Annotated in this window: 13 protein-coding genes; 11 read left to right on the plus strand and 2 right to left on the minus strand. The window is 68.6% G+C overall.

What is annotated here, in order from left to right; genetic code table 11:
• The first annotated feature begins 541 nt into the window (after positions 1 to 541).
• Together cspE and AACH10_RS21075 are read left to right on the plus strand one after the other, a co-directional pair.
• Complete coding sequence (gene cspE, locus AACH10_RS21070; protein ID WP_341412481.1) at positions 542 to 751, plus strand: transcription antiterminator/RNA stability regulator CspE; 210 nt, start codon at positions 542 to 544, stop codon at positions 749 to 751.
• Between the two features lie 144 nt (positions 752 to 895).
• Positions 896 to 1,402 (plus strand): HU family DNA-binding protein, encoded by a 507-nt coding sequence (locus tag AACH10_RS21075; protein WP_341412482.1) that lies wholly within the window; start codon positions 896 to 898, stop codon positions 1,400 to 1,402.
• 48 nt (positions 1,403 to 1,450) lie between these two features.
• Here AACH10_RS21075 and AACH10_RS21080 read toward each other — a convergent pair whose 3' ends face one another.
• Positions 1,451 to 2,362: a LysR family transcriptional regulator gene (locus AACH10_RS21080; RefSeq protein ID WP_341412483.1), complete on the minus strand. Its 912-nt coding sequence runs from the start codon at positions 2,360 to 2,362 to the stop codon at positions 1,451 to 1,453.
• Between the two features lie 98 nt (positions 2,363 to 2,460).
• Between AACH10_RS21080 and AACH10_RS21085 the strand changes: the two genes are divergently transcribed.
• The 6 genes from AACH10_RS21085 to AACH10_RS21110 all read left to right on the plus strand — a co-directional run bounded on the left by AACH10_RS21085 (position 2,461) and on the right by AACH10_RS21110 (position 6,478).
• Positions 2,461 to 3,426 (plus strand): 2Fe-2S iron-sulfur cluster-binding protein, encoded by a 966-nt coding sequence (locus AACH10_RS21085; RefSeq protein WP_341412484.1) that lies wholly within the window; start codon positions 2,461 to 2,463, stop codon positions 3,424 to 3,426.
• Positions 3,427 to 3,483: 57 nt separating this feature from the next.
• Entirely contained in the window at positions 3,484 to 4,743 is a 1,260-nt protein-coding gene (locus tag AACH10_RS21090) for an aromatic ring-hydroxylating dioxygenase subunit alpha (protein WP_341412485.1), read from the plus strand.
• 2 nt (positions 4,744 to 4,745) lie between these two features.
• A complete protein-coding gene (locus AACH10_RS21095; protein WP_423228643.1) occupies positions 4,746 to 5,228 on the plus strand; it encodes an aromatic-ring-hydroxylating dioxygenase subunit beta in 483 nt (160 codons plus the stop codon).
• 7 nt (positions 5,229 to 5,235) lie between these two features.
• Positions 5,236 to 5,559: a non-heme iron oxygenase ferredoxin subunit gene (locus AACH10_RS21100; RefSeq protein ID WP_341412487.1), complete on the plus strand. Its 324-nt coding sequence runs from the start codon at positions 5,236 to 5,238 to the stop codon at positions 5,557 to 5,559.
• Between the two features lie 140 nt (positions 5,560 to 5,699).
• The gene (locus AACH10_RS21105) at positions 5,700 to 6,203 is read left to right on the plus strand and encodes a nuclear transport factor 2 family protein (RefSeq protein ID WP_341412488.1); all 504 of its coding nucleotides are present in this window, start codon (positions 5,700 to 5,702) and stop codon (positions 6,201 to 6,203) included.
• 8 nt (positions 6,204 to 6,211) lie between these two features.
• Entirely contained in the window at positions 6,212 to 6,478 is a 267-nt protein-coding gene (locus AACH10_RS21110; RefSeq protein WP_341412489.1) for a hypothetical protein, read from the plus strand.
• A 99-nt stretch (positions 6,479 to 6,577) separates the two neighbouring features.
• Here the strand turns inward: AACH10_RS21110 and AACH10_RS21115 are convergent, their stop codons facing one another.
• Entirely contained in the window at positions 6,578 to 7,570 is a 993-nt protein-coding gene (locus tag AACH10_RS21115) for a LacI family DNA-binding transcriptional regulator (RefSeq protein WP_341412490.1), read from the minus strand.
• 225 nt (positions 7,571 to 7,795) lie between these two features.
• On the opposite strand from AACH10_RS21115, the gene AACH10_RS21120 reads away from it, so the two are divergent.
• The 3 genes from AACH10_RS21120 (at position 7,796) to AACH10_RS21130 (ending at position 12,343) form a co-directional block, all read left to right on the plus strand.
• On the plus strand, positions 7,796 to 10,027 hold the full coding sequence (locus tag AACH10_RS21120; protein WP_341412491.1) for a TonB-dependent receptor: 2,232 nt from the start codon (positions 7,796 to 7,798) through the stop codon (positions 10,025 to 10,027).
• A 91-nt stretch (positions 10,028 to 10,118) separates the two neighbouring features.
• On the plus strand, positions 10,119 to 11,177 hold the full coding sequence (locus AACH10_RS21125) for a sugar phosphate isomerase/epimerase family protein (protein WP_341412492.1): 1,059 nt from the start codon (positions 10,119 to 10,121) through the stop codon (positions 11,175 to 11,177).
• Positions 11,174 to 12,343 carry a Gfo/Idh/MocA family protein gene (locus AACH10_RS21130; RefSeq protein WP_341412493.1) on the plus strand — a complete coding sequence of 390 codons (1,170 nt, stop codon included), beginning with the start codon at positions 11,174 to 11,176 and terminating at the stop codon, positions 12,341 to 12,343. The genes AACH10_RS21125 and AACH10_RS21130 overlap by 4 nt, the downstream gene beginning before the upstream one ends.
• Positions 12,344 to 12,348: the final 5 nt, after the last annotated feature.

Genomic DNA, 12,348 nt, shown 5'->3' on the forward strand with positions numbered 1-12,348 from the left:
GGTGATGGTTCGCCAAATGAGCGGACACGCCGGCGCCCGCGACCGGGCGGTGCTACACTCTTGTGGCTTTTGGTGACAGTGAACTTTCTTCGCTGCACCGGGATCACACGCTGATCTCCATCCCTCGCCAGACTGTCTGATTGCTTCGGCTGTCCTTCCTCTCTGGCTGCCTCCGGCCCGCCGCGAACGACCCCGCGGGCCTGACGCCGGACAGAGTTCGACCGACGCCCGCGCGAGCACCGCGCGCCCTCCACACCAGACAGACCGGACCCGCACCTCCCCAACCGCGGTCCGCCGAGGAATCTCCATCTCCACATCGTTCCAGGCCGGCAAGGACGCGATCCTTCTGCCGTCCCTGCCCAACCCCGGTGGCCGCAGCGGCGCCGGCTTGCCCGTTGGCGGCCGTTTCGGCCGCATGGCGCATGCCCGCGTGCCGCACCGTCCGGCCGCCACCCCATTCAGCCTCCACGTCAGGAGGCTGCTGACCCGCACCGGCAAGAGCTGGGGCATCTTTTCAACGCATCCAGCAAGGATAGACAACATGACGACGCAAACCGGCACCGTGAAGTGGTTCAACGAAGGCAAGGGCTTCGGCTTCATCGCCCCCGACGACGGTGGCAAGGACCTGTTCGCCCACTTTAAGGAAATCCAGGGCACGGGCTTCAAGACCCTGGCCGAGAACCAGCGCGTGGAGTTCGAGGTGACGCAAGGCCAGAAGGGCCCGCAGGCCTCGCGCATCCGCGCCCTGTGATGGCTCGGCGCCGTACAGGCGCCGACATGCCGCCCGCGGCCGTCTGAGCGGTCTGCCTAGAATCCGTGCCGTGGCTCCGGCATGTGAAGCTGCGGGCCAACCGAGCGATGCCCGGTTCGCGCATCCACCTTAACCTTGAGACTCATGGCAACTGTGAAGAAGGCGCCGGCCAAGAAGGCCGCCGCGAAGACGACCCCCACCAAGGTGGCAGCCAAGCCCGCGGCCAAGGCCGCTGCGAAGCCCGCCGTCAAGGCCGCGGCCAAGCCGGCCGCGAAGCCGGCCGCCAAGGCCGTCGTGGCTGCGCCGCAGAAGCCGGTCGTCACCGGCCCGCTCAAGCCGATCAAGACCGCGTTCAACAAGACCGGCCTGATCGCCCACCTGGCCTCTGTGGCCGCGGTGGATGCCAAGGCCGTGAAGGCCGTGGTGGCCGCGCTGGAAGCGACGATCGCCGCCTCGGTGGCCAAGAAGGGCCTGGGCGAGTTCACGCTGCCCGGCCTGTTCAAGGTCACCGCCCAGCAGGTGCCGGCCAAGAAGGCCCGCGTGGGCATCGACCCGTTCACCAAGCAGGAACGCAAGTTCGCCGCCAAGCCCGCGACCACCAAGGTCAAGGTGCGTGCGATGAAGAAGCTCAAGGACGCCGCACTGGCCTGAGCCAGTCCGCATCCCTGCGCATCCGAAGGGGCCGAGAGGCCCCTTTTTTCATGCCTGGTCGTCGCCGAACAGCTCGAACACGATGCCCCGCAGCCACTGGTGCATCGGTGAGCGGTGTACCTTGGCATGCCAGAAGACGTTGATCGCCACATCGGGCAGGTCGAGCGGGTGCGGGCGGAAGCTGAGTTCGAACGGGCCGGCCAGGCACTGCGCCAGCCGTTCGGTCACGGTGGCCACCATGTCCGAGCGCTGCAGGATGTGGCCCACGCTGACGAAGTGCGGCACGGTCAGGCGGGTGCTGCGCTCGATGCCGGCGCGCTGGATCAGCGCGTCCACCCGGCCATGGCCGGTGCCGGCCGACACGATCACCAGGTGCTCGGCGGCTTTGAAGTCGGCCAGTGACAGGCGCTTGCGGTCCAGTGCATGGCCCTGGCGGAACAGGCACACATAGCGCTGGCGGAACAACTGCCGCTGGAAGAAGCCGGCCTTGAGCTGTGGCAGCGGGCCGATGGCCAGGTCGACCTTGCCGGCCTCCATGTCGTCGCGCAGGCTGGTGGCCGTGGTGCGCACCGTGGCCAGCGAGATGCCGGGCGCTTCCTGGCGCAGCCGCGCCACCAGGGCCGGCAGGAACACGATCTCGCCGATGTCGGTCATGCCGATGGTGAGGGTGCGCTCAAGGCTGGCCGGGGCGAAGCGGCTGTGCTGGTTCAGGCCGCTGTGGATCATGCCCAGGGCGTAGCCCACGGGTTCGGCCAGCTGCTCGGCAAAGGGCGTGGGCATCATGCCCGCCGGGGTGCGCACGAACAGATCGTCACCGAACTGCCGCCGCAGCTTGGCCAGCGTGTTGCTGACCGCCGGCTGGGTGAGGCCCAGGTTCTCTGCCGCCCGGGACACGCTGCGCTCGGCGATCAGCTGCTGGAACACCACGAGCTGGTTCAGGTCGATGTCCGTCAGCTCCATGGCGCCTCCATCACTAGCAGTGATGTATCACATTCACGCCATTCTATTTGCCGAATGCGCGGATCGGGCGAGGATGCCGCCGGCCATCCCACCCCGACATGGACATCCTCGTTCAACCGCTCAACCGCCTGATCCAGGCCGAACCCGGCGCCAACCTGCTGACCGTGCTGCAGGCGGCGCAGGTGCCGATGTCGTACTCGTGCATGGCCGGCCGCTGTGGCACCTGCCGCTGCCGGGTGCGGGCCGGTGAGCCGCGCGGTACCGTGGACGACGAGGCCGCCGAGGTGCTGGCCTGCCAGACCTACCTGACCGAGGCCTGCACGGTCGAGATCCCGGAGCCCGACGAGGTCGTCGTGCACCCGGCGCGCATCGTCAAGGCCACCGTGGTGGCGATCGAGGCGCTGACCCACGACATCCGGCGCCTGCTGCTGCGGCCGGCCAAGCCCATCGCGTACTCGCCGGGCCAGTACGTGCAGTTGCAGTTCAGCCCGGCCCATGCGCGGCCGTACTCGATGGCCGGGCTGTGCGACGACGCGCTGTTGGAGTTCCATGTGCGGCAGGTGCCCGGGGGCCGGGTCAGCGGCTACATCGCAAGCGATCTGCGCGTGGGCGATGCGGTCAAGGTCAGCGGCCCGCTGGGATCGGCCTACCTGCGGCGCCAGCATCGTGGTCCGATGCTGTGCGTGGCCGGCGGCACCGGATTGGCTCCGGTGCTGTCGATCCTGCGCGGCGCCTTGGCCCTCGGCATGCGCAACCCGATGCACCTGTACCTGGGCGTGCGATCGCCGCGCGACGTCTACGGCCTGGACGCGTTGCAGGCCCTGCAGCGCCAGCATGCCGGGTTGAGCGTGCAGGTGGTGGCCGCCTCGGGTGGCGACGGGCAGGGCCTGCGCGCCGGCCTGGTGACCGAGGCCCTGGCGCAGGACCATGGCGATCTGGCCGGCTGGCGTGCCTACCTGTGCGGCTCTGCGCCGATGGTGGAGGCCGCCACCCGCCTGGTGCGCCACAAGGGCATCGCGCCGGCGCACATCCACGCCGACGCCTTCTATCCCCAGGGCGGCTGAGCGCACCCGGGGCGGCAAGACATCCACACACGCACACCCACACGCAGGAGACAGGACATGGACCCGGCATCGACGGTCTTTCCGGACCGCGCCACATGGGACGGGGAGGGCACGCACCGCATCCCGTTCGTGGCCTACACCAGCGACGCGCTGTACCGGCGCGAACTGGAGCGCTTCTTCTACAACGGGCACTGGTGCTATGTGGGCCTGGAGGCCGAGGTGCCGAACCCCGGGGATTTCAAGCGCACCGTGATCGGCGAGCGCTCGGTGATCCTGGTGCGCGACGCGGACGGCGCGATCCATGTCGTGGAGAACGTCTGCGCGCACCGCGGCATGCGCTTCTGCCGGGAGCGGCATGGCAACCGCAAGGAATTCGTCTGCCCGTACCACCAGTGGAGCTACACCCTGCAGGGTGAGCTGCAGGGCGTGCCCTTCCGCCGCGGTGTCAAGCAGGATGGCCAGGTACACGGCGGCATGCCGGCCGACTTCAAGACGGCGGACCATGGTCTCACGCGGCTGAAGGTGGCCACGCGCGGCGGCGTGGTGTTCGCCTCGTTCGATCCCGACGTGGAGCCCTTCGAGCAGTACCTCGGCCCGGCCATCCTGGGCTACTTCGACCGCCTGTTCAACGGTCGCCAGCTCAAGATCCTGGGCTACAACCGGCAGCGCATTCCGGGCAACTGGAAGCTGATGCAGGAGAACATCAAGGACCCCTACCACCCGGGCCTGCTGCACACCTGGTTCGTGACCTTCGGGCTCTGGCGTGCCGACAACAAGAGCCAGCTGCGCATGGACGACCGGCACCGCCATGCGGCCATGATCTCCACCCGCGGCGCAGGCGGCAAGGCCGGCCAGGTGACCCAGGTCGCGAGCTTCAAGGAGGAGATGAAGCTCAACGACCCGAGCTTCATCGACATCGTGCCCGAGGCCTGGTGGGGCGGGCCCACGGCGGTCATGACCACCATCTTCCCCAGCGTGATCCTGCAGCAGCAGGTCAACAGCGTGTCCACGCGACACATCCAGCCCAACGGGCATGGCAGCTTCGACTTCGTGTGGACGCACTTCGGCTTCGAGGACGATGACGAGGCCATGACCCAGCGCCGGCTGACCCAGGCCAACCTGTTCGGTCCGGCGGGCTTCGTCTCGGCCGACGACGGCGAGGTGATCGAGTTCAGCCAGCAGGCCTTCGAGAGCAAGCCCTTCCACCGCGCCGTGGCCGAACTGGGCGGGCGCACCGTGGAAGACACCGAACACATGGTCACCGAGACGCTGATCCGCGGCATGTACCGCTATTGGCGCGACGTGATGGAGGCTTGACCGTGGCCCATCCCCTGACCTTCGATGACTGGCTGGCGTTGACCCAGCTGTATGCCGACTACGCCAGTGCCGTGGATTCCGGCCACTGGGACCTGTGGCCCGAGTTCTTCACCGACGACTGCCGCTATCGGCTGCAACCGCGCGAGAACCATGAGCGCGGGTTCCCGTTGGCCACGCTGTCGTTCACCAGCAAGGGCATGCTCAAGGACCGGGTGTACGGCATCCAGCAGACGCTGTTCCATGACCCGTACTACCAGCGCCATGTGGTGGGCGCGCCGGTGATCCGCGAGGTGACGGCCGGGCGCATCCGCTGCGAGGCCAATTACGCGGTGTTCCGCACCAAGCTGTCCGAGCCCAGCACCGTGTTCAACGTGGGCCGCTACCTGGACGAGGTGGTTCGCACCCCGGCCGGCCTGAAGTTCGCGGTGCGTGAGTGCATCTACGACAGCGAAATGATCCCCAACTCCATCATCTACCCGATCTGAGACCGACATGAGCAACACGAACTGGGTGGACGCCCTGGCTGCCGACGACCTGCCCGACGACGACGTGCTGGGCGTGGCCGTGGCCGGACGCGACATCGCGATCTACACGGTGGGCGAGGGCGTGTACGCCACCGACAACCTGTGCACGCACGGCAATGCGCGGCTGTGCGACGGCTTCCTCGAAGGCCATGAGATCGAGTGCCCGCTGCACCAGGGCCGGTTCGACGTGCGCGACGGCCGTCCCACCTGCGCGCCAGTGACCGAGGCCCTGCGCCGTTACCCGGTGCGGATCGCGGGTGGGCGGGTGTTCGTCGGCATCGACGGCGGCTGACACGCCGGCACGGCACCCGTGGCCGTGGCGCGACCGGGTTACCCGTCCGGGGTTAACCCTTTATTGTTGGATCGCATTGAAAGCTCGGCTCGACCGAATTCACTTTTTCGATGGCATGGGGCGCCCGGACACTTGCGCCCATGTTGTCGGAACATGTTTCAGAGCGCCGCCTGGTACAGCCGCTGAACGGCTGCGCGGTGGCATCGACCTGGGGGGCGACGCTGGTCGGCGCGGGCCGCGCGCCCCAGCTGCCGCCCGCGCTGGCCGCTGCAGCGGGGGCGGTGGCAGAGCCGCCGCGCGCCGTGCTACAGCGCTTCGTCGACCTGCTGTTTCGCCGCCGCCAGGTGCGCGCCGCGTTCGAATCCTGCGTGGTGGCCACGGGCTACCGCGACCACGCCTGGCCCGGCCGCGGCAACCGCGCCGGTGTGATGGGCGCGCTGTCGGCGCGCCTGGCCGATGCGCAGCTCACGATCGAGGTGCTGCACCTGATGGTCGACGGCGATCTGGGCATGGTGCACCTGCGATGCCGCCATGCCGGCCAGGCCCGCGCCGATGACCGGGTGGAGATCTTCCGCATCGATCAGGGCCGCATCGTCGAGCACTGGTCGGTGGCGGGCGCGCCGGCCGCGTCCATCCCGGCGTGAGGCCAAGCATGTCGGCCGAACATGCCCACACGGGCCGCGGCTTTGCAGAGGCCGAGCGCCGCCGGTTGCTGACCACACCGGGCATCGGCGATCGCGTGGTGCAGCGGCTGGAGGCCGCGGGCTACGCCTCGCTGGGGCAGATGCGCCAGTGCGGGCTGGACCAGGTGATCGATCGCGTGGATCGGCATGCCGGTCTGCCGGCCCTGGCCAACCGCCGGCGTGCGCTGGCGCGCCTGCTGGCCGCCGATGGCATGCCGGCCGGCACCCCGCGCTGAGGGTGGCGTGCCGTGGGGGTGACGATGCTGCCGGCCCGGATCCCAGCCATGTGGTGTGGCCTTCAGTGCGCCTGGCGGGCGGCGGCCGCCCCCACACGGTCAGGCCGAGTCGCGCACCACCAGCTGGTGGGCCAGCGTGCGCGAGGGCAGGCGCTCGTCGCGAAGGCGGGCCAGCAGGATCTCCGCCGCCGTGGCGCCCAGCTCGCGCATGGGCTGGCCGATGGTGGTCAGGCCGGGCTCGAACACCGCCGACAGCGGCAGGTCGTCGAAGCCCATCACGGCCACATCGTCGGGCACGCGCCGGCCGGCGCGGCGCAGCGCCTTGATGGCGCCGATGGCCAGGGTGTCGGACACCGCGAACACCGCGGTCGGTGGCTCCAGCAGCGCCATCAGGCCGCCCACGGCCTGGCTGCCGGCCTCGTAGTCGGTGCTGCTGGCGGTGCGCACCAGCGCGGGGTCAGGGGCGAGGCCGGCGCGCAGCATGGCCAGCTCATAGCCCTCGTGGCGCAGGCGGGCCCAGCGGTAGGTCTCGTCCGCGCTGATCAGCGCGATGCGGCGGTGGCCGCGGTTCAGCAGGTACTGCACCGCGTCGATCGCGGCCTGTCGGTGGTCGATGCTGACGTAGGGCACACCGCTGTCGGGCAGGAATTCCGAACAGTTCACCCACGGCAGCTGCTGCACCTCGCTGACGATGGCGGCGTCGTCGTCCAGATGGGCCAGGTTGATCACGCCATCGGCCAGGCGGTTGTACAGCGCGTCCAGCGCCGTGCCGTGCGGCGATTCACCGCCGCTGGCATCGGTGAGCACGATCTTGTAGCCGGCCTGCCGGGTCACCGATTCCACACCCTGCACGATCTGCGCGTAGAACGGGTTGGCGAAGTCGGGCACCAGCACCATCAGCAGGTGGCTCTGCGCCATGGCCAGGCTGCGCCCGGCCGCATTGGTGCGGTAGCCCAGCTGGGCCACCGCCGCCTCCACGCGGCGCCGCGTGTCGGCATTGACCGGCTTGCTGTTGTTCAGCACGCGCGACACGGTGGCGATGGACACATCCGCCAGCTTGGCCACGGCGTTGATCGACGGCAGTTCCTTCACGGTGTGCGCATCCCTCGGGAAAAGAATTTTTCCCATTGTGCCCGCGTTTGCGCCCCGTGCAAGCCGAACTTCTTGCTGTCCTGACACCCCCTTTGAGCAACTAGTGAAAGCCCGCAAGGAAAACTTTAGGAAAGCGCTTACCCTTCCGTCCAACATCAGAACAGGACGACACCGAACGTCGCCGGGCATCCGCCCGCGACGCTGCAACGCCCCCCAGGAGACATCATGATCAAGACCTTTGCCCTTCGCCCCCTCAGCGGCCTGATGGCCGCCGCCGGCCTGATCACCGCCGCGGTGCCCGTCATCGCCCAGACCACTGCTCCGGCAGCCACCGCCGAGTCCGCCAAGGACGTGCAGGAGGTCGTGGTCACCGCCAACAAGCGCAGCACGCTGGCCAGCAAGACGCCGCTGGCCCTGACCGTGGTGGATGGCGACCAGCTGAAGGCCGCCGGCGTGGTCGATGCCCGAACCATCCAGGACATCAGCCCGGGCGTGCAGATCAGCCAGGACTCCGGCCGCCTGCAGATCAACATCCGCGGCGTCATGAGCATCAACACCACCGAGCGTGGTGACCCGTCCAACGCGTTCAACATCGACGGCATGTACGTGGGCCGTCCGGAGGCGCAGTTCGCGTCCTTCCTCGATGTGCAGCGCGTGGAAGTGCTGCGCGGCCCGCAGGGCACGCTGTACGGCCGCAATGCCACCGGCGGCGCGGTCAACGTCATCTCCAACAAGCCGGGCAACAAGCTGGGCGGCAAGGTCAGCCTGGAACTGGGCAACTACAACGCACGCCGCGCCGAGGTGGCCGTCGACGTGCCGGTCAACGATCTGCTGAAGCTGCGCGCTGCGGTCAATGCCAACAAGCGCGATTCGTTCTTCAGCAATCCGTCGGGCATCGGCCTCGAAGATCAGGACGATCTGGCCGCCCGCGTGCATGGCCTGCTGACCTTCTCCAAGGACACCAGCCTGCTGCTGACCGCCGAGCACAGCAAGATCAACTCCAACGGCTTCACGCCGGTGCCGCTCACCAACTTCTTCTCCGGCACGGCCAAGGGCGGCAACGCCACCTGGCCCAACGACCTGCTGAACCCGGTGTGGATCGGTGACAGCGTGAGCAACGAGGTCAAGCTCACGGTGCCTGACTTCTACGCCAAGCCCACGACCCGCTACTTCGAGAACAACGGGCTGCGCGCCGAGTTGCGCCACAACACCCGCCTGGGTGAGGTCGTTTACCAGCTGGGCTGGCTGCAGGCCAACGGCCACTTCGACAACATCAGCGCCTTCAACGGCAATCCGTTCCGCGGCAACGTCAACGCCTCGAACAACAAGCAGATCTCGCACGAGCTGCGCCTGCAATCGCCCGACAACCAGCCCTTCACCTGGGTGGTGGGCGCCTATTACTTCGACGAGAACCTGGGCCGCGACATCGTCTACAACACCTTCGTCAACTCGAACTTCACGTTCCGCATGAAGTTCCTGTCGCAGGTGGAGAACACGGCCAAGGCCCTGTTCGGCCAGAGCAGCTACGCGCTGTCGCCCACGCTGCGCCTGGTGACCGGTGCCCGCTACAGCCAGGACACGAAGTTCGCCACCGACCCCTGCAACGGCGGCTGCCTGACGATTCCGGCCGCGCCGTTCAGCCGCCAGGTGGACAGCGCCAAGGCCACCTGGAAGCTGGGCCTGGACTGGGATCTGAGCAAGGAAACCTTCGTCTACGGCGCGCTGTCCACCGGCTACAAGGCCGGCGGCTTCAACACCAGCAGCGACACCATGACCTACCGGCCTGAGGAGCTCGCCGCCGCCGAGGTGGGGGTGAAGACCCGGCTGCTGAACAACCGCCTGCAGCTGTCGGCCAGCGCGTTCGCTTACGACTACAAGGACCTGCAGCTGTCGTCCACCGTGTGCGTGACCAATGCGCAGAACGTCAGCACCTGCGGCACCCGCACCGTCAATGCCGAGAAGGCCACGATGAAGGGCTTCGAGCTCGAGGGCCGCTTCCGCCCGTTCAGCCAAGGTGTCTTCGACATGGCCGTGGCGCTGAACAAGACCGCCTTCGGCACCTACATGCCGGTGAACAAGCCGGTGCAGGCCCCCACCGTGGTGGTGGACTGGACCGGCCAGGCCCTGGACCGCGCGCCCAAGACCACCGTGCGCCTGGGCTACACCCACACCTTCGAACTGGCCAACGGCTCGGCCATCGAGGCCGGCGTGGCGGCCCGCCACAACAGCGGCTACCTGATGTCCAGCTACGGCGACGACTACGCCACCCGTTACCGCCAGCCGGCCTTCACCAAGTACGACGCGCAGGTCAGCTGGCGCAGCGCCGACGACAAGTACTCGGTGCAGCTGTTCGGCAAGAACCTCAGCGACGAGATCACTGTGGAGAACCGCCTGCCCAGCTCGGTGAACGTGGCCGAGCCGCGCACCTACGGCGTGCGGGTCAACGCCAAGTTCTGAGTCCCCGGAGCGCCGGTACCACCGGCGCTCCGCCGGGCCGCCGCGCCTGTGGCGGCGGCCCTGCCACCGACATTCCATCGCAAAGCCAACGATGCCCACCACGATCCAAGGCCCGGCCATCTTCCTCGCGCAGTTCGCGGGGGATGCGGCGCCGTTCAACTCCTGGCCCGCCATCACGAAGTGGGCGGCCTCTCTCGGCTACCGGGGCGTGCAGGTACCCACCTGGGACGCGCGCCTGTTCGACCTGGACCGCGCGGCCGAGTCCAAGACCTGGTGCGACGAGTTCGCCGGCATCGCGCGCGAGAACGGCGTGGCCATCACCGAGCTCAGCACCCACCTGCAGGGCCAGCTGGTGGCCGTGCACCCGGCCTATGACGAGGCCTTCGACGGCTTTGCGCCTGAAGGCCTGCGCGGCAAGCCAGCCGAGCGCCAGCGCTGGGCGGTGCAGCAGGTGCTGAAGGTGGCCAAGGCCTCGAAGCACCTGGGCCTGAACGCCAGCATCAGCTTCCCCGGCGCGCTGGCCTGGCCGTTTCTCTACCCCTGGCCGCAACGGCCCGCGGGCCTGGTGGAGACGGCCTTCGACGAATTGGCGCGGCGCTGGCGGCACATCCTGGATGCGTACGATGAGGCGGGCGTGGACCTGGCCTTCGAACTGCATCCCGGTGAAGACCTGCACGACGGTGTCACCTTCGAGATGCTGCTCGAGCGCGTGGGCAATCACCCTCGGCTGAACATCGCCTACGACCCCAGCCACTTCGTGCTGCAGCAGCTGAACTACCTGGACTTCATCGACCTGTACCACGAGCGCATCAAGGTGTTCCACGTCAAGGACGCCGAGTTCCGCCCCAGCGGCCGGCAGGGCGTGTACGGTGGCTTCCAGAGCTGGCAGGACCGCGCCGGGCGCTTCCGCTCGCTGGGCGATGGCCAGGTGGACTTCAAGGCCGTGTTCTCCAAGATGGCGCAATACAACTTCCAGGGTTGGGCCGTGCTGGAGTGGGAGTGCTGCCTGAAGCACCCCGAGCAGGGCGCGGCCGAGGGCGCACCCTTCATCCGCGACCACATCATCCGCGTCACCGAGAAGGCGTTCGATGACTTCGCGGGTGCCGATACCGACCCGGCGCAGCTGCGCCGCATGCTGGGGCTGGCATGAAGCCTTCACGTATTCGATTGGGCATGGTCGGTGGCGGCGAGGGCGCCTTCATCGGCGCCGTGCACCGCATGGCCGCACGGCTGGATGACCAGTTCGAGCTGGTGGCCGGCGCGCTGTCGGCGACGCCGGCCAAGGCCCAGCGCTCGGGCCAGGCCCTGGGCCTGGCGGCGGACCGCATCTACGACAGCTTTGAAGCCATGGCCGCGGCAGAAGCCGCGCGGCCCGACGGCATCGAGGCGGTGGCCATCGTCACGCCCAACCATGTGCATGCGCCGGCCGCCACGGCCTTTCTGAAGGCCGGCATCCATGTCATCTGCGACAAGCCGGTGACGGTGCACAGCGCCGATGCGCGCAAGCTGGCGGCGCTGGCCAAGAAGCAGGGCCTGGTCTTTGCCGTCACCCACAACTACAGCGCCTACCCGATGGTGCGCGTGGCGCGCCAGATGGTGCAGCAGGGCCAGCTGGGCGAGATCCGCGTGGTGCAGGCCGAGTACCCGCAGGACTGGCTGGCCGAACCGCTGGAGCAAAGCGGCCAGAAGCAGGCCGCCTGGCGCACCGACCCAGCCCAGGCCGGCGGCGGTGCCATCGGCGACATCGGCTCGCACGCCTGGCACCTGGCCGACTATGTCACCGGCCAGCCGCTGGTCGAGCTGTGCGCCGAGCTCAGCAGCTTCGTGCCCGGCCGCAGCGTGGACGACAACGCGCAGGTGTTGCTGCGCTATGCCAATGGCGCGCGTGGCGCCATCTGGGCCAGCCAGGTGGCACCGGGCCATCTGAACGACCTGCGCCTGCGCGTCTACGGCAGCCAGGGCGGCATCGAGTGGCGGCAAGAGCAGCCTAACCAGCTGCGCTACACGCCGCTGGGCCAGCCCACGCAGGTGCTCGAGCGTGGTGGTGCAGGCTTCGGCGCGGCCGGTGCGCGCCTGAACCGCATCCCCGGCGGCCACCCCGAGGGCTACCTGGAGGCCTTTGCCAGCCTGTACAGCGAGGTGGCGCAGCACCTGCGCGCCGCCCGCCCCGGCGCACGCAAGAGCGACCGGCCCGACAAGGCCTGCCACTTCCCCACCATTGCCGATGGCCTGCGCGGTGTGCAGTTCATCGAGGCCGTGCAGCGCTCGTCGCGCGCCGGTGGCCGCTGGGTGAAGCTGCCCGCGGCGCAGGACTGAACCTC

Origin of the sequence: Pseudaquabacterium inlustre (assembly GCF_038066595.1) — a bacterium.
GTDB classification, from domain to species: Bacteria; Pseudomonadota; Gammaproteobacteria; order Burkholderiales; family Burkholderiaceae_C; genus Pseudaquabacterium; species Pseudaquabacterium inlustre.